Consider the following 20,942-nt stretch of genomic DNA (forward strand, 5'->3'; position numbering starts at 1 on the left):
GAACCGACATGTCTGAACAACAACCGCAGAGCGCTGACGCCGCCGTTGAGTTAAATAACGAACTGAAAACGCGTCGCGAAAAGCTGAGCGTGCTGCGTGCAAATGGCGTGGCGTTTCCTAACGATTTCCGTCGTGACAGCCTCTCTGACCAGCTGCACGCCAGCTATGGCGAGAAGAGCAACGAAGAGCTTGAAGATCTCGGCATCGAAGTGAGTGTTGCGGGTCGTATGATGACCCGTCGCATCATGGGTAAAGCCTCTTTCGTGACCCTGCAGGATGTGGGTGGACGCATTCAGCTGTACGTTTCGCGTGATGACCTGGCGGAAGGGATCTACAACGAGCAGTTCAAAAAGTGGGATCTCGGCGATATCCTCGGCGCGCGCGGCAAGCTGTTTAAAACCAAAACCGGCGAACTGTCGATTCACTGTTCTGAACTGCGCCTGCTGACCAAAGCCCTGCGTCCATTGCCGGACAAGTTCCACGGCCTGGCCGATCAGGAAACCCGTTACCGTCAGCGCTATCTCGACCTCATCGCCAACGATGAGTCGCGCAATACCTTCCGCATTCGTTCGCAGATCATGGCCGGCATTCGTCAGTTCATGGTGAGCCGCGACTTTATGGAAGTGGAAACGCCGATGATGCAGGTGATCCCGGGCGGCGCGTCTGCGCGTCCTTTCATCACCCATCACAATGCGCTGGATATCGACATGTATCTGCGTATTGCTCCGGAGCTTTACCTGAAGCGTCTGGTGGTGGGCGGGTTCGATCGCGTGTTCGAGATCAACCGTAACTTCCGTAACGAAGGGATTTCGCCACGTCATAACCCAGAGTTCACCATGATGGAACTCTATATGGCCTACGCGGATTACAAAGATCTGATCGAGCTGACCGAGAGCCTGTTCCGCACGCTGGCGCAGGATGTGCTGGGCAGCACGGTGGTCCCTTACGGTGAGCAGGAGTTTGATTTCGGTAAGCCGTTTGAAAAACTGACCATGCGCGAAGCGATCAAAAAGTATCGTCCTGAAACCGATCTGGCCGATCTGGAAGACTTTGATAAAGCGGTGGCGATTGCGCAATCACTGCACATCAAAGTTGAGAAGAGCTGGGGTCTGGGTCGCGTAGTAACGGAGATTTTCGAAGAGACGGCAGAGGCGAATCTGATTCAGCCAACCTTCATCACCGAATATCCGGCAGAAGTGTCGCCGCTGGCCCGTCGTAACGACGAGAACCCGGAAATCACGGATCGCTTTGAGTTCTTCATTGGCGGTCGTGAAATCGGTAACGGCTTCTCGGAGCTGAACGATGCGGAAGATCAGGCTGAGCGTTTCCTGCAGCAGGTAAATGCCAAAGATGCCGGTGACGACGAAGCAATGTTCTATGACGAAGATTACGTTACCGCACTGGAACATGGTCTGCCGCCAACCGCCGGTCTGGGTATCGGTATCGACCGTATGGTGATGCTGTTTACCAACAGCCACACCATCCGTGACGTCATCCTGTTCCCGGCACTGCGCCCAGGCAGCAAGTAAGTTTGACTGTTAACAGAAAAGGCCGGGATATCCCGGCCTTTTTTATACCTATGCCAGAATCAGACACTGCTGTTCGCCTCGCGATGCTTGAGCCGTGCGGCTCCCTATGCCAGGCTGAATACCTTAACCAGGAGCAAACATGATGCAACGTCCCGACTGCATTCGCCACTGGCAAGCGCTGGAAGGTGAAGATAACGAACATTATGCCGACAGCGATGAGCGCATGTCGATTGGTGCTCCACTGGGCAGGTTGCTGGGATTAACCCGCCTTGGCATTCATCATGAAAGGCTGTTGCCCGGACGTCGCATGTCTTATCCCCACGCAGAAAGCGCAGAAGAAGAGTTCATTTTTGTGCTTGAAGGTCATCCTGATGCCTGGATCAACGGCGAGCTGTACCCGTTGTCGCCAGGTGATGCCGTGGCTTTTCCGGCGGGCACTGGCATTTGCCACACCTTTATAAACAACAGTGAGCATGAGGCACGCTTTTTAGTGGTGGGGGAGACCAGTAAGCCTGAAAATCGTATTGCTTACCCTCTTAACCCGGACTACGAAGCAACCCGTGAAGACAGATGGCTCAATCCGCCCGAACATCCTATGGGCAACCATCCTGGTTTGCCCGACAAAAAATCTTAGGATTTAATCGCCTGATCCAGCCAGGTCTGAAAGCGGGAATAGGGCACATAGAGCGCAACGTTCTTGTAGAGCGTCTTACCGGTGACATTATCATCGATGTTATTGCTGTAGCCCACAATCACCCCCGCCAGCGTATCGTCAGAGGCGTTATAAACCGCACCGCCTGACATGCCTTTTACCACTCCTGCATTCGCCGCTACCACGACGCAGTCTGGCTTGTTCCAGCTGTTCGCCAGCGTGGTATTGATGAGGTTCTGCCCGCTGGAACTGACCGGCATCGCCGAAATAAAGCTGTAGCCGTAGAGGTTCACCCTGTCGCCGATATGGCTGTTGCGGAAGCTGGGAGGCAGGTTTACTTCGCTGTTTTTGTGGTAGACCACCGCCAGGTCGCATTGCGGATGCCAGGCTTTGACCCGATAAAGCGAAAACTTCGCCACATGGGCGGCGGTCAGGCTGTACTCCGGCGTCAGCGGGATGGTGGTGCCGAGCGTGCCGATACCCAGTATGGTCGGAATGCCGGTCACGGTCATATCAACCCGCTTTTCAGCTTCTTTACTGTACTCATAATGACCAACCGAGCAGCCGGTCAGAGCAAAGACCATCAAGGCTATGAGTCGTTGCATTCTCTCTCCCTGCGTCAGAAGTTGATAACTACACCTGGCAATTGATTAGGGATATATCGGCAACGTTGCGGAATAATTAATGAATCACATATAAAAAAGGTAACCGGTTAACGGGAAATGGCAACCTGACGCGATACAGACAGGGCAGCCGCTGCCCTCAGATAGCGAGAGAGAGCATCAGGAGGCGAGGATTATTGCGGCAACGGCAATAATCCTTTGCGCTTCGCAGGCTATGTCGCTTATCCGGGCTGTGCTGTAATACTCACTGTGACGCAGATCAAATTTTAATAAGCGTCGAGGGGCTGCGTGTCCGCGCGGTTCACCTGCAAATAAGACTGGGAGAGTGTTATGCCTGTTGCATTACTGGCGCTGGCGTTGAGTGCGTTCGCCATCGGAACCACCGAATTTGTCATCATGGGATTGCTGCCTGACGTGGCGCGCGACCTTCAGGTTTCCATTCCGTCGGCGGGCTGGCTGATCAGCGGCTATGCGCTGGGCGTGGCGATCGGTGCGCCGATTATGGCGCTGCTCACCGCCAGACTGCCGCGTAAAAAAACGCTGATTCTGCTGATGGTGATCTTTATTGTCGGCAATCTGCTCTGCGCGCTGGCGTACAACTACAACCTGCTGATGCTGGCACGTATCGTCACCGCGCTCTGTCACGGGGCCTTCTTCGGTATCGGTGCGGTCGTCGCCGCCAGTCTGGTGCCAGCCGGACGTCAGGCCTCCGCTGTCGCCCTGATGTTTACCGGGCTGACCCTGGCTAACGTGCTGGGCGTGCCGCTGGGCACCAGCTTCGGTCAGATGTTTGGCTGGCGGGCCACGTTCTGGGGTGTGGCGGTGATCGGTGTGCTGGCCTTTATCGCCCTGATTGTCAGCCTGCCGACAAACAAACAGGAGAAGCCGGTTCATCTGGCGAGTGAAATTGGCGCGCTGGCTAACGGAAAACTGTGGCTCTCTCTGCTGATGACGGTCTGCTTCGCGGCGGCGATGTTTGCGCTGTTCAGCTACATCGCGTCTCTGCTGTTAGAGATCACCGGGATCAGCGACCGCGGCGTCAGCTGGACGCTGTTCCTGATTGGTGCGGGCCTGACGGTGGGGAATATCCTTGGCGGCAAACTGGCCGACTGGAAAGTCTCATTCAGCCTGATCCTCAGTTTTTCGCTGATCGCCATCTTCTCTCTGCTCTTCAGCTGGACCAGCCACGCGCTGTGGCTGGCGGAGATCACCCTGTTCCTCTGGGCGATGGCCACCTTCGCCACGGTACCGGGCCTGCAGATCAACGTGGTCCGTCACGGTAAAGAGGCTCCTAATCTGGTCTCCACCCTGAACATTGCGGCCTTTAACGTGGGCAATGCGCTGGGTGCCTGGGTCGGCGGTGCGGTCATCGGTCGCGGTTATGGCCTGACGGCGGTGCCGGTCGCGGCGGCTGCGCTGGCGCTCATCGGCCTGCTGGTCTGCCTGATGACCTTCCGCAAACCAGGCCGCCCGGCTGCCAGCGTCCGCGCCTAAGCCAGGCGGGCGGCGATACGTGCCGGAAAGGCGGTCACCTGCTCCTGCAGATGGCTGACAAAGGCATCGACCAGCGCTGAGGCGGGTCGGTGCCGCGGCCTGACCAGGCTGACGGTAAACGGCACTGCCACGCTGAACTTACGCATCACCAATCCGCTGTCGGCGTAATCCAGCGCCGTCAGCGGATTAACAATCGAAATGCCTGTACCCGCCCTGACCATGGCGCACACTGAGGCTGCGCTGTGCGTCTCTATCACCAGCCGCCGTTCAACCCCCTGCTCCTGAAACAGCGCATCCAGCAGCTGACGATAGCTGTCGCTGCGCGAGAGGCTGACATACCGCTCGCCAGCGAAATCATGCGGCGTCAGCACGGCACGCTGACTCAGGGGATGGTGCTGTGGCAGAACGCACACTTCATCACAGGTCAGCAGGGCGAGACGATCGGTACCGGCCGGGGCGTGCTGGGTTTCGGTTAAACCGATATCGTAGCGCTGTGCTGAGAGCCACTCCTCCAGCAGCGGCGACTCCTGCGGGATCACATTGAGGCTCACGTCGGGGTAACGTGCTAAAAAGGGCTGACACAGCGGCGGCAGCAGCGACTGAGAAAAAACCGGCAGGCAGGCAATCGACAGCTCGCCCTGACGAAACTGGCGAAGTCCCTCTGCGGCTTCCCGGATGCGATCCAGACCGTACCAGGAGCGCTGCACCTCTTCAAACAGGCGCAATCCCTGCACCGTCGGCTGCAGCCGGCCGCGTACCCGTTCAAACAGCTGTAGTCCCAGCTGCTGCTCCAGCCGCGCCAGCTCCCGGCTCACCGTCGGCTGAGAGGTGTGCAGCAGCGTGGCGGCCTGAGTCAGATTGCCACTGGTCATCACCGCATGAAAAATTTCAATATGCCGCCAGTTGATGTTCGCCATGTCGCCACCCTATATCCATTCTGCATAGATGCTATTAAAACAGATATTTTTCGCTATGGCATGATTCTGGCTTAATGGAACTATCGCCACAGGAGAATTGTTATGCCACGTTCCTTACAGAGTACCGAAACCACCCTCAACGCCGCTCATCTGCTGCCGCTGGCCCGCCGTTACGCCGGACCTTTCTGGGCCTATGACGCGCAGATTATTCAGGCGCGCATTGCGCAGCTGCAGGCGTTTGACGTCATACGTTTTGCGCAGAAAGCCTGCTCAAATATTCATATCCTGCGCCTGATGCGGGCGGCGGGGGTCAAAGTGGATTCGGTTTCGCTGGGTGAAATCGAACGTGCGCTGGCGGCAGGCTACCAGCCGGGTGGCGATGAGATTGTTTTTACCGCCGATCTGTTTGACCAGCCGACGCTGGAGCGGGTTGCGGCGCTGAAGGTTCCGGTGAACGCCGGTTCAATCGATATGCTGCATCAGCTTGGCGCAGTGTCACCCGGTCACGCAGTGTGGCTGCGGGTCAATCCTGGCTTTGGTCATGGTCACAGCCAGAAAACCAATACCGGCGGCGAAAACAGCAAGCACGGTATCTGGCACGGTGATTTAGCCGCGGCGCTGGCCGCCATTGAGCAGCACGGCCTGCAGCTGGTGGGCATCCATATGCATATCGGGTCGGGTGTCGATTATGCGCACCTGCAGCAGGTCTGCGATGCGATGGTCGGACTGGTTATGGCGTCCGGTCAGGATTTGACGGCAATCTCTGCGGGCGGCGGCCTCTCTATCCCTTATCGCTTTGGCGAAGAGGCGATCGACACCGATCACTATTTCGGCCTGTGGGATGCGGCCCGGCAGCGGATTGCTCAGCATCTGGGGCACGCGGTCAAGCTGGAGATTGAACCGGGCCGTTTCCTGGTGGCTGAGTCAGGTGTGCTGGTCTCTCAGGTGAGGGCGGTCAAGTCGATGGGCAGCCGTCACTTTGTGCTGGTCGATGCCGGTTTCAGTGACCTGATGCGTCCTTCCATGTATGGCAGCTATCACCACATCTCGCTGATGGCGGGTGATGAGCGGGCGATTGATGATCGGCAGACGATCGACACCGTCATCGCGGGGCCGCTGTGTGAGTCGGGCGATGTCTTTACCCAGCTGGAAGGCGGTATGGTAGAACCGCGTGCGATCCCGGCGGCCAGCGTCGGCGACTACCTCGTGTTTCACGACACGGGCGCTTATGGTGCCTCGATGTCCTCAAACTACAACAGCCGTCCGTTAATCCCGGAAGTGCTGTTTGAACAGGGCCAGCCGCGCGAAATCCGCCGTGCGCAGACCATTCAGTCGTTGCTGGCACTGGAGATTGGCGAATAAGCGATACAGTACGACCGGACGGCCTGTACGCGGGCTTATCGCGTCAGCATTTTTCAGAGGAGAGCGGGAGATGGAGATTGTCTTGCTCAGCGACGCGCCCCACTTTGCCGATCAGGTTACTGACTGGCAGTGGCGGGCATTCGGTGAGGCCAGCAGCCGGGCGTTCTTCGCCAGCGTGGTTAACAGCAGCCTGACGGGGGCAGAGTTTCCCGTCACCTTTGTGGCCGTGGAAGCGGGCAGGGCGATCGGAACAGTGGGACTCTGGCGCTGCGATCTGATCAGTCGTCAGGATCTCTTCCCCTGGCTGGCGGCGCTCTATGTGGATGAATTGGCGCGCGGCAGAGGAGTCAGCGAGGCGCTGCAGCAGCACGTTATCGGATATGCAAAGGCGCGGGGCTTTCCACGCTTGTGGCTCTGGTCGGCGTTCAGAGGGTATTACGAACGGTTTGGCTGGCAGGCGGCGGGAGAGGCGCTGGAGTATCCTGACAAGCCTGTCTCGCTCTACTGCCGCACGCTGTGAGAGAAGCCAGCCGCCTCTGCGGCAGCTGGCAGTCGCACTCAGGGAGCCGGGTAGGTAAAACGACGGTGAATCGCCTCAATCCCTTCCAGAATCTCGGCATTCAGGGTCAGATTGAAGCTGTCGATATTTGTCTGCAGCTGCTCAAGGGTGGTGGCACCCAGCAGCGTGCTGGCGACAAACGGCTGCTGACGCACATAGGCGAGGGCCATCTGCGACGGGTCAATCTGATGCTGTCGGGCCAGCGCCACATACTCAGCAATCGCCTGCTGTGACTGCTCACCGCTGTAGCGGGTGAAGCGGCTGAACAGGGTGTTGCGTGCGCCCGCAGGCTGCGCGCCATTCAGATATTTACCGCTCAGCGTACCAAACGCCAGGCTCGAATAGGCGAGCAGTTCAACGCCCTCATGCTGGCTGATTTCGGCCAGACCCACTTCAAAACTGCGGTTCAGCAGACTGTAGGGGTTCTGAATGCTGACGATGCGCGGCAGCTCATGCTTCTCCGCCAGTTGCAGATAGCGCATCACCCCCCACGCCGTTTCGTTCGAGACCCCGATATAGCGAATCTTTCCTGCCCGCACCTGTTCGGTCAGCGCCTCCAGCGTCTCCAGCAGGGTTACCTGCGCGGTGGTTTCGCTGTACTGATAGCCGAGCTTGCCAAAAAAGTTAGTCTGGCGCTGCGGCCAGTGCAGCTGGTAGAGATCCAGATAGTCGGTGTTCAGCCGTTTCAGGCTGGCGTCGAGGGCGGCACGGATGTTTTTGCGATCCAGCGCCATGTCCGGACGGATTGAGGCGTCGTTGCCACGGGAAGGGCCGGCGACTTTGCTGGCCAGAATGATTTTGTCGCGGCTGCCGCGCTGTTTCAGCCAGCTGCCAATATATTGTTCGGTCAGACCCTGGGTTTCCGGGCGCGGTGGCACCGGATACATCTCGGCAGTATCAATAAAGTTGATGCCGGAACGGATAGCCAAATCCAGTTGAGCATGCGCGTCAGCTTCGCTGTTCTGTTCGCCGAACGTCATGGTGCCCAACCCCAGCTGACTCACTTCCAGCGTGCTGTGGGGAATACGATGATAGTGCATTGCCAGCTTCCTTTTCTTTATCGGGAATAGAGCGAATGGAATGTTGTGTCCTGAGGGACTATAGCGCGAGCCATGGCGGGGAAGGAAGGGGGAAAAATCGGGGAAATCATCTGCCAGCGCAGAATGGGTGGCAGATGATTAAATCAGGCACTTAACGTTCAATGATCGTTGAAACCTCATCGCTGTTAATCTGCACTGCGTGACCTGACTGATCGGTGTATTCCACCAGGCCGGTCTCTTTATCAATGCTCGGCTTGCCTTCGGTCATAATCATGCGGCCATCTTTGGTCGCCATCACATAATCTGAACTGCATCCGCTTAATAACGCTGCGGTTATCACTACCGCTGCTAATCCTGCCAGCCCTTTCATCACGCCTTCCCCTCACAAATCGTCAAGTGCAAAAAGTGTAGTAATAAATGGTTTTGCCGGCAGGATTAATCGCAGAATTCTGAAAATATCCGGGCGAGCAGGCTCGCCCTTGACTTTATCAGGCGGGCTTTTTCTTACTGCGCATCAGGTTAAGGCACTCAACCGCCATTGAGAAGAACATGGCGAAATAGATGTAACCTTTTGGTACGTGGACCGCAAAACTCTCCAGAATCAGGGTAAAACCGACCAGAATCAGGAAAGAGAGGGCCAGCATTTTCACTGACGGATGGCGATCGACAAATTCACCGATAACCCGCGCCGCGAACATCATCAGCAGCACCGCGATCACGACTGCCGCCATCATAATGAAGAGATGATCGGAGAGGCCGATGGCGGTGATAACGGAGTCCAGGCTGAAAATAATGTCGAGCATCATGATCTGCACAATCGCGCCGAGGAAGGAGTGAACGCGGGTATTGTGTTCCCCTTCGCCGCCTTCAATCGTTTCATGGATCTCCATGCTCGATTTCCACAGCAGGAAAAGGCCACCGAACAGCAGGATCAGATCGCGTGCCGAGAAGGGGTGATCCAGCAGCGTAAACAGCGGATTAGTCAGACGGGCAACCCACGCGATTGAGGCCAGTAAGGCCAGACGCATCAGCATTGCGCCCATCAGGCCAATGCGACGGGCGCTTGCCTGCTGGTGCTTAGGCAGTTTCGCGACCACCAGTGACAGGAAAATGATGTTATCAATACCCAGCACCACCTCAAGGATGGTCAGGGTACCCAGCGCCAGCCAGGCGTTGGGATCGGAAATCCACTCAAACATACCGACATTCAATCCTAAACGAAAAGTAAACGGCGATTATACGCAATGGCTGCACCGATCACCCACAAAATTGCGACATTTCCGCCAGGGCGGGGGAGTTCAGAGGAGAAAATGACGCGCCAGCAGGGGGCCGGTGAAACTTTTCTTCAGATAGAAACCGCGCGGCAGGGTCATGATCGGCTGGCCCTGATCGCCAATGCCCTCCGTCAGCGCTTTACTGTTGGCGGCCTTGGGTCGAATCTGCAGCCAGGCGCCATGCCGGGCGGTGATCTGCTCAACGCGACCCAGCACGATCATATCCATCAGCTCCTCCCAGTCCTGACGCAGCATCTCCTCCTCCTCTGCATCCGGGCTCCACAACAGCGGCGCGCCGACACGGCGATGCCGCAGTGGAATCTCACGCTCGCCTTCCACCGGGATCCATAACACCCGCGCCAGCTTGTGCCGCACGTGGCTGTTCGACCAGGTCACGCCGCTGTTACCGGTCAGGGGGGCGACGCAGACAAAGGTGGTTTCCAGCGGTTTGCCCTGTGCATCAATCGGAATAGTTTTCAGTTCGATACCCAGATGGGCAAAGTCCTGCTCCGCTTTGCTGCCTGCGCTGGCGCCCAGATGCCACTCCAGCAGCATCCCGACCCAGCCTTTATCGCGTTTAAGATCGGCAGGCATAGGCAGCCCGGCGCGAGCGGCCAGCGTTTCCAGTGTTAATCCGGCTAACTCCTGCGCCCGGGCCAGCAGGCTGGCTTCATTTTCAGGCGGGCCTGGCGGGTGACTCATGTTGATAACTCTTGCTGGTTAAAATTTGAACAATAAAAAGAGGGTAACCTGTGCGGCTGAAATAAACCCTATCGGGCTTCGATAATAACATGATAGATCGTGCTTTTTTTAGTGGATCTGCAGGATGTCACCCTCAGGCTGCCAGGGTTATCCCGGCTTACCCGCAACAATGAACAGGATCTCCAGCCCGGTTATCCACAGAAAAATGGGATAACCCCCTTCCCGATGCGGTACTGGTTCCATTTACAGCCTTGACTTTTCACGATCTGACCATAATTTCGTCGCTCTGGCCTAACCCTGAGCGATTCTCTGTGGATAAAAAGCGGTGTGGTGATATTTTAACCGATTGTCAGCGGGCGTGAATTTATCCGCCTGCCAGGAAACGCATTAACGTGGCGAAATTAAAGTTATTATGTTTTAAATCAACGGTATAAAATGCGGTCTCTTTTCAGCGGTTCAGAGTGCGCTGAAAAGGTTATTCAGTTAACTCCCGTGTTCTGCACAAAGCTATCCACAGAAAAGGTGAATAAGATCGACCATTTTTCTGATTGCTGTTCATAACTTTACCATTTTCTGTGAGTTATCCCGACAAAGACGGCGCAACCCCCCATGAATCCAGTGGTTTACCGCCTGTAAGGAGTGTGAAACAATCAGCTTATTCAAATTTTGCTTTGAGGTAGTCCGGTGATCGATGATGATGGCTACCGCCCGAATGTTGGTATCGTAATCTGTAACCGGCAGGGACAAGTGTTATGGGCCAGGCGCTTTGGACAGCACTCCTGGCAATTTCCTCAGGGAGGCATCAATCCCGGTGAAACCGCAGAACAGGCGATGTATCGCGAACTGTTTGAAGAGGTCGGATTGCACCGGAAAGATGTCCGAATACTTGCCTCTACCCGTAACTGGCTGCGTTACAAGTTGCCAAAACGTTTGGTGCGTTGGGACACAAAGCCGGTATGTATCGGCCAGAAACAAAAGTGGTTTCTTCTGCAGTTAATGTGTAATGACGCGGATATCAATGTGCAGCACAGCAGCACGCCGGAGTTCGATGGCTGGCGCTGGGTCAGTTTCTGGTATCCGGTGCGTCAGGTTGTCTCCTTTAAACGCGACGTCTACCGCCGGGTGATGAAGGAATTCGCTGGCGTGGTGATGTCTATGCAGGAGAGTGCGGGGCAGCGAAACAATCCTGCCCATCGACGTAAGAGAGGATAGGCCACGCCCTTTATGCTCACTCAGTTGCGCGAAATTGTAGAAAAAGTGGCGAGTGCGCCGCGTCTCAATGAAGCACTCGACATTCTGGTCAATGAGATCTGTCTGGCGATGGAAACGGAAGTCTGTTCCGTTTACCTCGCCGACCACGATCGTCGCTGCTATTACCTGATGGCGACGCGCGGACTCAAAAAACCGCGTGGCCGCACTGTGACGCTGGCGTTTGATGAGGGGATCGTTGGTTTAGTGGGCCGTCTGGCCGAGCCGATTAACCTTGCGGACGCCCAGAGCCACCCCAGCTTCAAATATATCCCCGCAGTGAAAGAGGAGCGCTATCGCTCCTTCCTCGGCGTGCCCATTATCAGCCGCCGTCAGCTTCTTGGCGTGCTGGTGGTGCAGCAGCGCGAACACCGTCAGTTTGATGAAAGCGAAGAGTCGTTTCTGGTCACCCTGGCGACCCAGATGGCGGCGTTGCTGTCGCAGTCTCAGATGGGCCAGCTGTTTGGTCAGTTCCGGCAGACGCGGGTACGCGCGATTGCGGCCGCGCCTGGCGTGGCGGTGGCACCTGGCTGGGTCGATGAGACGCAGCCGCTGCTCGATCAGGTTTCCGCCGCCTCCACGCTGGATGTGCAGCGTGAGCGCGAGCGACTGTCAATCGCCATGACCGAAGCCGCGAGTGAATTTCGCCGCTTCAGTAAACGGTTCAGCGCCAGCGCACAGAAAGAGAGCGCGGCCATTTTCGACCTCTACTCCCACCTGCTGACCGATGCCCGGCTGAAGAAAGATCTGTTTGATGAGATCGAACGCGGATCGGTCGCCGAGTGGGCGGTCAGACAGGTAATCGAGAAGTTTGCTAAGCAGTTCGCCAGCCTGACGGATAACTATCTGCGTGAACGCGCAGGCGATCTGCGGGTGCTGGGCCAGCGTCTGCTGTTTCACCTTGATGACTCGCTGGTCGGCACCAATGCCTGGCCGGAACGCTTCGTGCTGGTGGCCGATGAGCTGACCGCAACGACCCTGGCTGAGCTGCCGCAGGAGCGGCTGGCAGGCGTGGTGGTGCGGGATGGCGCAGCCAACTCCCATGCGGCGATCCTGACCCGGGCGATGGGGATCCCGACCGTGATGGGCGCGGATATCCAGCCGCATCAGCTCAACAAACGTCTGCTGATTGTCGATGGCTATCGCGGTGAGCTGCTGATCGATCCGGAGCCGGTGCTGGTGCAGGAGTATCAGCGCCTGATCAGCGAAGAGAATGCGCTGAGCAGGATGGCGGAAGGGGTTGTCGATCAGCCGGGTGAACTGAAAAGTGGCGAGCGGGTGCAGGTGATGCTCAATGCCGGATTAAGCCCGGAGCATGAGCAGGCGCTCGGCAGCTGGGTGGATGGCATCGGGCTCTACCGCACCGAAATTCCGTTTATGCTGCAGAACGGTTTCCCGTCGGAAGAGGAGCAGGTGGCGCAGTATCAGGGCATGCTGCAGCTGTTTCACAACAAGCCGGTCACGCTGCGAACGCTGGACGTCGGGGCGGATAAGCAGCTGCCCTATATGCCGATCAGTGAAGAGAACCCCTGCCTGGGCTGGCGCGGCATCCGCCTGACGCTCGATCAGCCAGAAATTTTTCTGGTGCAGGTGCGCGCCATGCTCCGCGCCAATGCGGCATCCGGCAATCTCAGCATTCTGCTGCCGATGATCAGTCACATCGACGAGATCGACGACGCGAAACGGCTGATCGATCGCGCCGGTCGCGAAGTGGAGGAGATGCTGGGCTACCCGATCCCCGCGCCGCGCATTGGGGTGATGATCGAAGTGCCTTCCATGCTGTTTATGATCCCGCATCTGGCGTCGCGGATCGATTTTATCTCGGTCGGCACCAACGACCTGACGCAGTATCTGCTGGCGGTAGACCGCAACAATACCCGCGTCGCGAACCTGTACGACTCGCTGCATCCGGCGATGCTGCGCGCGCTGAATGCCATCGCGCAGGAAGCCCGTCTCGCGAATCTTGAACTGTGTTTGTGTGGTGAAATGGCAGGCGATCCGATGTGCGTGGCGCTGCTGGTCGGGCTGGGGTATCGCCATCTCAGCATGAACGGTAAAAACGTCCCGCGGGTGAAATATCTGCTGCGTCATCTGGATCACGAAGAAACGCAGAAGCTCAGCGAGCAGGGAATGAATGCGCATACCGCCACCGAAGTGCGCCATGTGGTGTCGGCCTTTATGGAGCGGCGCGGCCTGGGTGGCCTGATTCGCGGCGGGCGCTAAGCGCCATCCTGACAGACTGAATTTTCGTCCTGTCCCGGACGGGTGCTCACGCTCTTCACGTTCTGCCTCTGCGCGTTATTCGTGTTTACATTTGCACGACAATTCAAAAAACCGGCTGTGCTATGATGCGCAGCCTTAATTTATGTGCCTGACAACGCCCCTTTTCAGGGTAGAAAAATAGACGGTGAAAGATGAATAACGGCTATATTGCATTTCCGCAGTTCGATCCGGTGATCTTCTCGATTGGACCGGTTTCGCTTCACTGGTACGGTCTGATGTATCTGGTGGGCTTTGTTTTCGCCATGTGGCTGGCGGTACGCCGTGCTAACAAACCTGGCAGCGGCTGGAAAAAAGAGGAAGTTGAGAACCTGCTTTACGCGGGTTTCCTGGGCGTCTTCCTGGGTGGACGCATTGGATATGTGCTGTTCTACAACCTGCCGCTTTTCCTGGAAAATCCCCTCTATCTGTTCAAAGTCTGGGATGGCGGCATGTCATTCCACGGTGGCCTGATCGGGGTGATTGTGGTGATGCTGATTTTTGCCCGCCGGACTAAACGTAATTTCTTCCAGGTCTCCGACTTTATTGCACCGCTGATCCCGTTTGGTCTGGGTGCCGGGCGTCTCGGTAACTTCATCAACGGCGAACTCTGGGGTCGTGTCGATCCGAACTTCCGCTATGCGATGCTGTTCCCCGGCTCCCGCAGCGAAGATGTGGCACTGGCCGCCACCAATCCGCAATATCAGGCGCTGCTCAACACCTACGGCGTGCTGCCACGTCATGCGTCGCAGCTGTATGAGCTGGCGCTGGAAGGCGTAGTGCTGTTCATCATCCTGAACCTGTTTATCCGTAAGCCCCGTCCGATGGGCAGCGTGTCTGGCCTGTTCCTGATCGGCTATGGCGCATTCCGCATTATCGTTGAGTTCTTCCGCCAGCCGGATGCTCAGCTGGGCCTGTTTGAAGGCGGTATCAGTATGGGACAGATCCTCTCTGTGCCGATGATTATTGCCGGTATAATTATGATGATCTGGGCGTATCGTCGTCGCCCGCAGCCACAATTTCGCGAGGAAAAATGAAACAGTATCTGGATTTGATGCAGCATGTGCTGAACGAAGGCACGCCAAAAGCTGACCGTACCGGCACCGGTACGCTTTCAATTTTTGGTCACCAGATGCGTTTCAATCTGCAGGATGGTTTTCCGCTGGTCACCACCAAGAAATGCCACATCCGCTCGATCATTCATGAGCTGCTGTGGTTCCTGAAAGGGGACACCAACATCGGTTATCTGAAAGATAACAAGGTTTCCATCTGGGATGAGTGGGCCGATGAGCAGGGCGATCTCGGCCCGGTGTATGGCAAACAGTGGCGCAGCTGGGGTACGGCCAGCGGTCAGGAAATTGACCAGTTAAGCCAGGTGATGGAGCAGCTGAAGCGCGATCCCGACTCACGCCGGATCATCGTTTCAGCCTGGAACGTCGGCGAACTGAGCCAGATGGCGCTGGCACCCTGCCATGCTTTCTTCCAGTTCTATGTGGCGAACGGCAAGCTCTCCTGCCAGCTCTATCAGCGCTCGTGCGACATCTTCCTGGGCCTGCCGTTTAATATCGCCAGCTATGCGCTGCTGGTGCATATGGTGGCGCAGCAGTGCGATCTGGAGGTGGGTGACTTCGTCTGGACCGGCGGTGACACGCACCTCTACAGCAATCATCTGGAGCAGGCGCGTCTGCAGCTGACCCGTGAACCGCGTCCGCTGCCGAAGCTTGTTATCAAACGCAAACCGGCGTCACTGTTTGACTATCAGTTCGACGATTTTGAGATTGAAGGCTACGATCCGCATCCTGCGATCAAAGCCCCCGTCGCCATCTGACCCGCGATAAACATCAAGCCCTGGCGCACTCCGCCGGGGCTTTTTTTTTACCTGTTGTCCGGAACATCTGCGGCATCGCGCGCACGCTTCCTGAGATTGCCTGTCTGTCACGCCGGTTCTCTGCGACAGCCTCTCCAGCCCGTGACGCTGCGGCTTGTCTCACCCGCTCATTCCCGCCAGTCTGATGCCATGAAAAGTGCAAACGTTCGGGGTTTTACCCTGCCGGAGCTGCTGCTGGTGATGGTGATTGCCGGCATGCTGAGCCTTGCCGCACTGCATGGCTGGCAGCGCTGGCAACAGCGGCAGCAACTGCGCGACAGCGCACAGCAACTGCAGGGCTTCCTGTTGCGGCTGCGTGCGCAGGCCAACCGGCAAAACCGTGACCTGATCCTGTGGTCGCAGCCGGGCATCCCCTGGTGCATCGGGGCAGGCCGCCTGCCTGCGGCCGGTTGTGACGGCGGAAAACGGCTCCATTTCATCGCTCCCCATGCCGGGGTAACGCTGTACAGGCTGCGTGGTGAACCGGGCTTCTATGGTCGTCGTAATGTTGCCAGGGCGGGCAGCATTGAGCTGGGCAATGCTGCCGGGCGCATCTGGCTGATTATCTCCGCCAGAGCCCGTATCCGTCTTTGCCTGAACGATGAGGAGAACTGCCGTTGAAAGTCGCCGGATTCAGCCTGCCGGAGATGCTGGTCGCCCTGGCCATCAGCGCGGTCGTGATGCTGAGTGCCGGGCGCTTTCTGCCGCGGCTGCTGACAGAGAACGCTGGGATGCTGCAGCGGGCACAGCTGCGTCAGGAGTTACAGCAGATGATGGCAACCCTGGAAAAGGCGGTGCGGCGTGCCGGTTACTGTCACGGCGAGTGCGGCAGTGGCGCACTCACTCTGCAGGAGAACTGCCTGCTGCTGCGCTGGGATGAAAACAGCAATGGAAAGTGGGAAGGGGTCGACCATGCCGAAAGTGACTATTACGGCTATCGCCTGCGACAGCAGCAACTGGAGATGCAGCGGGGTGTGGACCAGTGTCACGCTGCGGGCTGGGAGCGGCTCTCCGACCCCGCGTTTATGCGCGTGGAGCAGTTCAGCGTCAGCCGGCAGGGCGAACAGATCAGGATCACGCTCCAGGGGCGGGCCGGACGCTGGCACGAAATGACAGAGCGCTGGGTAGAAGGAGAGAACCTGTGAAGCAGCGAGGCAGCAGCGCGCTGGGCATGGTTCTGATGATCATGGTGATGGGCAGCGTGGCGCTGCACGCCAGCCGCAGGCTGTCAGAGCAGGGTATACGCGTGCTGGCGGATGAACAGCAGTTTATCCAGGATTTCTGGCGGGCGCAGTCTGCGCTGCAATGGGGCTTAACGCTGAGCTGGTCAGCGCATGCGGATTCAGGCTGTCAGCAGGAGGTGCGTCAGGGCTGGGTCAGCTGCCTGCAACGGAGTAAAAAAGATGAAGGTCTGCTTAAAGGAGAAGCCAGCGGCAGTGGCATGGCGGTCTGGCAGTGGGTCCGGTTACGGGACAATCAGATCCGCGCGTTGCCGCACGGCTGGATTGACTACTGCCCGCTCACACCTCCCGCCGCCTGTCTGTAAAGGCGCAGGCTTCTCACTGCCAGAGGTGTTATTTGCTCTGTTGTTAATGGCATTAAGCAGCAGCACGCTGTTGCACTATCATCGCGCTCTGGCGCGGGGATTCAGTCAGCAGTGGGCGCAGCAGGAGGCCTGGTACGTCGCTGAACAGCGCCTGGCGGGGCATGAGGTTGCGGGCTGGCAATCCACGCTGCAACAGCAGCCGGGGCCCGCGGGCTGCATGCTGGAACGGGCCGACGTCACCGGTCCCTTCGGGCGTCATGCCTCCCTGAGCCGACTGCGATGTTAACGCCTGCGGGACGCCCTTTTGATGGGTTTCAACAGCGATACGCGGTAAAGTGACAGGGCCGCAATACCGCAGTCATGTTCTGAGTTACCACAGGAGTTGTCATGTTTCACGTCTATCACTCAAATCAGCTCGATGTGCTGAAGATTCTCGCGGCTGCGGTGATTAAACATGATCCTCTGGATGACCCTTTCGCGTCAGAAATGATACTGGTGCAGAGTCCGGGTATGGCGCAATGGCTGCAGATGGAGCTGGCGCAGACCTTTGGCATTGCAGCCAACATCGAATTTCCGCTGCCCGCCAGTTTCATCTGGGAGATGTTCGTGCGCGTGCTGCCCGACATCCCGGTAGAGAGTGCCTTCAGCAAGGCCAGCATGAGCTGGAAGCTGATGCACCGGCTGCCGGTGATGCTGGAGCAGGAGGAGTTTACCTCCTTACGTCACTATCTCCATGACGACGGCGACAAGCGCAAACTGTTTCAGCTCAGCTCCCGTGTGGCGGATCTGTTTGACCAGTATCTGGTCTATCGCGCTGACTGGCTCAACAGCTGGGAGCGCGGCGAAAGTATCGACGGGCTGGGCGAAGCGCAGCGCTGGCAGGCCGCCCTGTGGCGCGATCTGGTGAGCTACACCCGCACGCTGCGACAGCCGGAATGGCACCGCGCGAATCTCTATGCGCGATTCATCCGCACGCTGGAGCAGGCGAAGAGCACGCCGGAAAACCTGCCCAGGCGGGTCTTTATCTGTGGTATCTCCGCACTGCCGCCCATCTATCTGCAGGCGCTGCAGGCGCTGGGACGTCACATCGACATTCACCTGCTGTTTACCAATCCCTGCCGCGACTACTGGGGCGACATTCAGGACTATGCCTTCCTGGCGAAGCTGCAAAGCCGTCAGCGCCGCCGCCATGACGCTGAGGCGGCGCGTGGGCTGTTCCGGGACGCAGAGCAGGCGCCGCAGCTGTTTAACGAAGCCGGTGAACAGCAACTGACGAATCCGCTGCTGGCCTCCTGGGGCAAGCTGGGGCGTGACAACCTCTTTCTGCTCAGCCAGATGGATGCCAGCGACGACATCGATGCCTTTGTGGATGTTGAGCCGGACAACCTGCTGCACTGCATGCAGTACGATCTTCTCAATCTGCAGGACAGTGCCATCATCGGGCTGAACGCGGCGGAACTGGCGCACAGCGATCGCAAGCGCCTCCTCGATCCGGCGGATCGTTCGATCGTGGTGCAGGTCTGCCACAGTGCGCAGCGCGAAGTTGAGGTGCTGCAGGATCATCTGCTGGCGATGATGGAGGCTGATCCGACGCTGAAAGCACGCGACATTATTGTGATGGTGGCCGACATCGACGCTTATGCACCGTTCATTCAGGCCGTGTTCGCCAATGCGCCCGCCGATCGCTATCTGCCTTTTGCGATTTCAGACCGGCGGGCCAGTCAGGCGCATCCGGCCATCGTGGCGTTTCTGCATCTGCTGGCGCTGCCGGACAGCCGTTTTGTCTCAGAAGATGTGCTGGCGCTGCTGGATGTGCCGGCGCTGGCGTCCCACTTCGCCATTGATGAAAGCGGCCTGCGTTTGCTGCGGCGCTGGGTCAGCGAGTCAGGCGTTCGCTGGGGGCTGGATGATGCCAGCGTTGAAGCCCTCTCACTGCCGATTACCGGCCAGCACACCTGGCGCTTTGGCCTGCAGCGTATGCTGCTGGGTTATGCGATGGAGAGCCACAACGGCGACTGGGAGGGGATTCTGCCTTATGACGAGTCGAGTGGCCTGGTGGGTGAGCTGGCGGGCCATCTGGCTGAGCTGCTCGCGCGGCTGAATCACTGGCGTGAGCGGCTGGCGGAACCCCGCCCGCTGGCGGAGTGGCTGCCGATGTGCCGGGAACTGCTGAACGCCTTCTTCACGCCTGACGCGGAAACCGAGGCCGCTTTACTGCTGGTGGAAGAGCAGTGGCAGCAACTGATTCAGTACGGAATGGATGCGCGGTTTGAGGAGGCGATCCCGGTGGCGCTGCTGCGCGACGACCTGCGCAGCCGGCTCGATCAGCAGCGCATCAGCCAGCGCTTTCTGGCCGGGCAGATCAACTTTTGTACCCTGATGCCGATGCGTTCAATACCGTTCCAGCTGGTCTGTCTGCTGGGGATGAACGACGGCGTCTATCCGCGCACGCTTGCGCCGTTAGGCTTTGATCTGATGCAGCAGCAGTCCCGTAAAGGCGACCGCAGCCGCCGTGATGATGACCGTTACCTGTTTCTTGAGGCGATGCTCTCCGCTCAGCAGCAGCTCTACATCAGCTATATCGGCCGGGCGATTCAGGATAATACGGAACGCTATCCCTCGGTGCTGGTCACAGAACTGCTGGATTACATCGGACAGAGTTTTTACCTGGAGGGGGATGGTCATCTGGAGCTGGATGAGAGTGCCGGACGGGTGCGGGCGCATCTGCAGCACCTCAACAGCAGGATGCCGTTTGCCGCTGAGAACTTCCAGCCTGCCGCCAGACTGCAGAGCTTCGCCCGCGAGTGGCTGCCTGCCGCCCAGGGCGCGGGGCAGCCGCAACCCGAATTTGTCCAGCCGCTGACGGCCCCGGACATCGATGCACTCACCTTAGAGGCCTTTCTGCGTTTCTGGCGGCACCCGGTTCGCGCCTGGTTCCACCAGCGTCTCGGCGTGAGCTTCTGGCTGGAGGAGGATGAGCTGCCCGACAGCGAACCTTTTGCGCTCGACAACCTGGAGCGTTATCAGATCAATGCCCAGTTGCTGAATGCCCTGGTCGAAGGTGAGGATACCCAGCGGCTCTATGCGCACCATCGTGCCGCCGGTAATCTGCCCTACGGCGCATTTGGCGAACTTTTCTGGCAGGCGCAGCGTGATGAGATGCAGGAAGTGGCGGCGGAAGTGGTGAACCAGCGCAGCGACGGCGAGAGCTGGGAAGTGAATCTGCAACTGGAGCAGGTCAGCTTAACCGGCTGGCTGACGCAGGTGCAGAGCGACGGGCTCCTGCGCTGGCGGCCTGGCGTCCTCAACATGAACGATGGCCTGCTGCTCTGGCTGGAGCATCTGATTTACTGCGCGCTGGGCGGCACCGGCAGCAGCCGTATGTATGGCCGCCAGCAGAGCCGCTGGTGTTTTCCTGCCGTGCCGCAGTCAGAGGCGATGGCCGCCCTGAATGACTATATCGCCGGTTACCTCGACGGGTTGCGTCAGCCGCTGATGTTGCTCAGCAAAAGTGGCGGTGCGTGGCTGACCGCCAGCTACGACAAAAAGAGCCAGCAGTTACTCACGGATGAGGCCACGCAGCTGAAGGCGCGCAATCGCCTGCTGACGGCCTGGTCAGGCAGCTACCAGGTGGAGGGAGAGGGCAGCGACCCCTATCTGCAGCGGCTCTGCCGCGTGCTGGATGAGGCGCAACTTCAGCAGATCACTGAGGCGGCGCAGCGCTGGTATTTGCCGGTGCTGGCCGCACATCAGGATGATGAATAGCAGGTCAGAGCGCATTTTGCAGACTGACTACACACACAGAAATTTTTGCCTGGCTTTGAGCCGCCGCGTCAGTAATTGGCGGCTTATCGGGAAACAAGAGGGGTT

The 20,942-nt window shown here is 58.2% G+C and carries 20 protein-coding genes; 14 read left to right on the forward strand and 6 right to left on the reverse strand.

Going from position 1 to position 20,942, the window contains the following annotated elements; translation table 11 throughout:
• Nucleotides 1–8: 8 nt before the first annotated feature.
• Complete coding sequence (lysS, locus tag AC1V0D_RS16975; RefSeq protein ID WP_009087062.1) at nt 9–1,529, forward strand: lysine--tRNA ligase; 1,521 nt, start codon at nt 9–11, stop codon at nt 1,527–1,529.
• A 139-nt stretch (nt 1,530–1,668) separates the two neighbouring features.
• On the forward strand, nt 1,669–2,163 hold the full coding sequence (locus AC1V0D_RS16980; protein WP_033736044.1) for a cupin domain-containing protein: 495 nt from the start codon (nt 1,669–1,671) through the stop codon (nt 2,161–2,163).
• Here the strand turns inward: AC1V0D_RS16980 and AC1V0D_RS16985 are convergent.
• On the reverse strand, nt 2,160–2,786 hold the full coding sequence (locus tag AC1V0D_RS16985) for a serine protease (protein ID WP_111208375.1): 627 nt from the start codon (nt 2,784–2,786) through the stop codon (nt 2,160–2,162). The two genes, AC1V0D_RS16980 and AC1V0D_RS16985, sit on opposite strands and share 4 nt — an antisense overlap.
• Nucleotides 2,787–3,134: 348 nt before the next feature.
• On the opposite strand from AC1V0D_RS16985, the gene AC1V0D_RS16990 reads away from it, so the two are divergent.
• Nucleotides 3,135–4,298: an MFS transporter gene (locus AC1V0D_RS16990; RefSeq protein ID WP_482907793.1), complete on the forward strand. Its 1,164-nt coding sequence runs from the start codon at nt 3,135–3,137 to the stop codon at nt 4,296–4,298.
• On the opposite strand, the gene AC1V0D_RS16995 is transcribed toward AC1V0D_RS16990, so the two are convergent.
• On the reverse strand, nt 4,295–5,215 hold the full coding sequence (locus tag AC1V0D_RS16995; protein WP_009087056.1) for a LysR family transcriptional regulator: 921 nt from the start codon (nt 5,213–5,215) through the stop codon (nt 4,295–4,297). The two genes, AC1V0D_RS16990 and AC1V0D_RS16995, sit on opposite strands and share 4 nt — an antisense overlap.
• Before the next feature lie 102 nt (nt 5,216–5,317).
• Between AC1V0D_RS16995 and lysA the strand changes: the two genes are divergently transcribed.
• Both lysA and AC1V0D_RS17005 read left to right on the forward strand, forming a co-directional pair.
• A complete protein-coding gene (gene lysA / locus AC1V0D_RS17000) occupies nt 5,318–6,577 on the forward strand; it encodes a diaminopimelate decarboxylase (RefSeq protein ID WP_482907794.1) in 1,260 nt (419 codons plus the stop codon).
• A 70-nt stretch (nt 6,578–6,647) separates the two neighbouring features.
• Nucleotides 6,648–7,097, forward strand: coding sequence for a GNAT family N-acetyltransferase (locus AC1V0D_RS17005; protein WP_482907795.1), 450 nt, complete (start codon nt 6,648–6,650; stop codon nt 7,095–7,097).
• A gap of 38 nt (nt 7,098–7,135) precedes the next feature.
• Here AC1V0D_RS17005 and AC1V0D_RS17010 read toward each other — a convergent pair whose 3' ends face one another.
• The 4 genes from AC1V0D_RS17010 to mutH all read right to left on the reverse strand — a co-directional run bounded on the left by AC1V0D_RS17010 (nt 7,136) and on the right by mutH (nt 10,152).
• A complete protein-coding gene (locus tag AC1V0D_RS17010) occupies nt 7,136–8,176 on the reverse strand; it encodes an NADP(H)-dependent aldo-keto reductase (RefSeq protein WP_009087049.1) in 1,041 nt (346 codons plus the stop codon).
• A 151-nt stretch (nt 8,177–8,327) separates the two neighbouring features.
• Nucleotides 8,328–8,546, reverse strand: coding sequence for a YgdI/YgdR family lipoprotein (locus AC1V0D_RS17015; protein ID WP_009087047.1), 219 nt, complete (start codon nt 8,544–8,546; stop codon nt 8,328–8,330).
• Nucleotides 8,547–8,664: 118 nt separating this feature from the next.
• The gene (locus tag AC1V0D_RS17020) at nt 8,665–9,375 is read right to left on the reverse strand and encodes a TerC family protein (protein WP_046102486.1); all 711 of its coding nucleotides are present in this window, start codon (nt 9,373–9,375) and stop codon (nt 8,665–8,667) included.
• A 99-nt stretch (nt 9,376–9,474) separates the two neighbouring features.
• A complete protein-coding gene (gene mutH / locus AC1V0D_RS17025; protein WP_058958022.1) occupies nt 9,475–10,152 on the reverse strand; it encodes a DNA mismatch repair endonuclease MutH in 678 nt (225 codons plus the stop codon).
• Between the two features lie 684 nt (nt 10,153–10,836).
• Here mutH and rppH point away from each other — a divergent pair.
• The 9 genes from rppH (at nt 10,837) to recC (ending at nt 20,837) form a co-directional block, all read left to right on the forward strand.
• Nucleotides 10,837–11,364: an RNA pyrophosphohydrolase gene (gene rppH / locus AC1V0D_RS17030; protein ID WP_009087042.1), complete on the forward strand. Its 528-nt coding sequence runs from the start codon at nt 10,837–10,839 to the stop codon at nt 11,362–11,364.
• Nucleotides 11,365–11,376: 12 nt separating this feature from the next.
• Nucleotides 11,377–13,623 carry a phosphoenolpyruvate--protein phosphotransferase gene (gene ptsP / locus AC1V0D_RS17035; protein ID WP_482907796.1) on the forward strand — a complete coding sequence of 749 codons (2,247 nt, stop codon included), beginning with the start codon at nt 11,377–11,379 and terminating at the stop codon, nt 13,621–13,623.
• Between the two features lie 191 nt (nt 13,624–13,814).
• Nucleotides 13,815–14,696 carry a prolipoprotein diacylglyceryl transferase gene (lgt, locus tag AC1V0D_RS17040; RefSeq protein WP_009087037.1) on the forward strand — a complete coding sequence of 294 codons (882 nt, stop codon included), beginning with the start codon at nt 13,815–13,817 and terminating at the stop codon, nt 14,694–14,696.
• The gene (thyA, locus tag AC1V0D_RS17045) at nt 14,693–15,487 is read left to right on the forward strand and encodes a thymidylate synthase (RefSeq protein ID WP_009087035.1); all 795 of its coding nucleotides are present in this window, start codon (nt 14,693–14,695) and stop codon (nt 15,485–15,487) included. The genes lgt and thyA overlap by 4 nt, the downstream gene beginning before the upstream one ends.
• Nucleotides 15,488–15,676: 189 nt before the next feature.
• A complete protein-coding gene (locus tag AC1V0D_RS17050; protein WP_140925007.1) occupies nt 15,677–16,147 on the forward strand; it encodes a prepilin-type N-terminal cleavage/methylation domain-containing protein in 471 nt (156 codons plus the stop codon).
• On the forward strand, nt 16,144–16,671 hold the full coding sequence (locus tag AC1V0D_RS17055; protein WP_482907797.1) for a prepilin peptidase-dependent protein: 528 nt from the start codon (nt 16,144–16,146) through the stop codon (nt 16,669–16,671). The genes AC1V0D_RS17050 and AC1V0D_RS17055 overlap by 4 nt, the downstream gene beginning before the upstream one ends.
• The gene (locus AC1V0D_RS17060) at nt 16,668–17,072 is read left to right on the forward strand and encodes a DUF2509 family protein (protein ID WP_150030173.1); all 405 of its coding nucleotides are present in this window, start codon (nt 16,668–16,670) and stop codon (nt 17,070–17,072) included. Before AC1V0D_RS17055 ends, AC1V0D_RS17060 begins: the two co-directional genes overlap by 4 nt.
• Nucleotides 17,073–17,118: 46 nt before the next feature.
• Complete coding sequence (locus AC1V0D_RS17065; RefSeq protein WP_033736452.1) at nt 17,119–17,358, forward strand: prepilin-type N-terminal cleavage/methylation domain-containing protein; 240 nt, start codon at nt 17,119–17,121, stop codon at nt 17,356–17,358.
• 101 nt (nt 17,359–17,459) lie between these two features.
• Nucleotides 17,460–20,837 carry an exodeoxyribonuclease V subunit gamma gene (gene recC, locus AC1V0D_RS17070; protein WP_140925011.1) on the forward strand — a complete coding sequence of 1,126 codons (3,378 nt, stop codon included), beginning with the start codon at nt 17,460–17,462 and terminating at the stop codon, nt 20,835–20,837.
• The last annotated feature ends 105 nt before the right edge of the window (nt 20,838–20,942 follow it).

It is taken from the genome of Pantoea sp. PA1 (assembly GCF_056856975.1).

Bases quoted from the DNA above. Each gene is read 5' to 3' on its own strand.
- lysS (WP_009087062.1), top strand. From the start codon at position 9: ATGTCTGAACAACAACCGCAGAGCGCTGACGCCGCCGTTGAGTTAAAT.
- AC1V0D_RS16980 (WP_033736044.1), top strand. From the start codon at position 1,669: ATGATGCAACGTCCCGACTGCATTCGCCACTGGCAAGCGCTGGAAGGT.
- AC1V0D_RS16985 (WP_111208375.1), bottom strand. From the start codon at position 2,786: ATGCAACGACTCATAGCCTTGATGGTCTTTGCTCTGACCGGCTGCTCG.
- AC1V0D_RS16990 (WP_482907793.1), top strand. From the start codon at position 3,135: ATGCCTGTTGCATTACTGGCGCTGGCGTTGAGTGCGTTCGCCATCGGA.
- AC1V0D_RS16995 (WP_009087056.1), bottom strand. From the start codon at position 5,215: ATGGCGAACATCAACTGGCGGCATATTGAAATTTTTCATGCGGTGATG.
- lysA (WP_482907794.1), top strand. From the start codon at position 5,318: ATGCCACGTTCCTTACAGAGTACCGAAACCACCCTCAACGCCGCTCAT.
- AC1V0D_RS17005 (WP_482907795.1), top strand. From the start codon at position 6,648: ATGGAGATTGTCTTGCTCAGCGACGCGCCCCACTTTGCCGATCAGGTT.
- AC1V0D_RS17010 (WP_009087049.1), bottom strand. From the start codon at position 8,176: ATGCACTATCATCGTATTCCCCACAGCACGCTGGAAGTGAGTCAGCTG.
- AC1V0D_RS17015 (WP_009087047.1), bottom strand. From the start codon at position 8,546: ATGAAAGGGCTGGCAGGATTAGCAGCGGTAGTGATAACCGCAGCGTTA.
- AC1V0D_RS17020 (WP_046102486.1), bottom strand. From the start codon at position 9,375: ATGTTTGAGTGGATTTCCGATCCCAACGCCTGGCTGGCGCTGGGTACC.
- mutH (WP_058958022.1), bottom strand. From the start codon at position 10,152: ATGAGTCACCCGCCAGGCCCGCCTGAAAATGAAGCCAGCCTGCTGGCC.
- ptsP (WP_482907796.1), top strand. From the start codon at position 11,377: ATGCTCACTCAGTTGCGCGAAATTGTAGAAAAAGTGGCGAGTGCGCCG.
- lgt (WP_009087037.1), top strand. From the start codon at position 13,815: ATGAATAACGGCTATATTGCATTTCCGCAGTTCGATCCGGTGATCTTC.
- thyA (WP_009087035.1), top strand. From the start codon at position 14,693: ATGAAACAGTATCTGGATTTGATGCAGCATGTGCTGAACGAAGGCACG.
- AC1V0D_RS17050 (WP_140925007.1), top strand. From the start codon at position 15,677: ATGAAAAGTGCAAACGTTCGGGGTTTTACCCTGCCGGAGCTGCTGCTG.
- AC1V0D_RS17065 (WP_033736452.1), top strand. From the start codon at position 17,119: ATGGCATTAAGCAGCAGCACGCTGTTGCACTATCATCGCGCTCTGGCG.
- recC (WP_140925011.1), top strand. From the start codon at position 17,460: ATGTTTCACGTCTATCACTCAAATCAGCTCGATGTGCTGAAGATTCTC.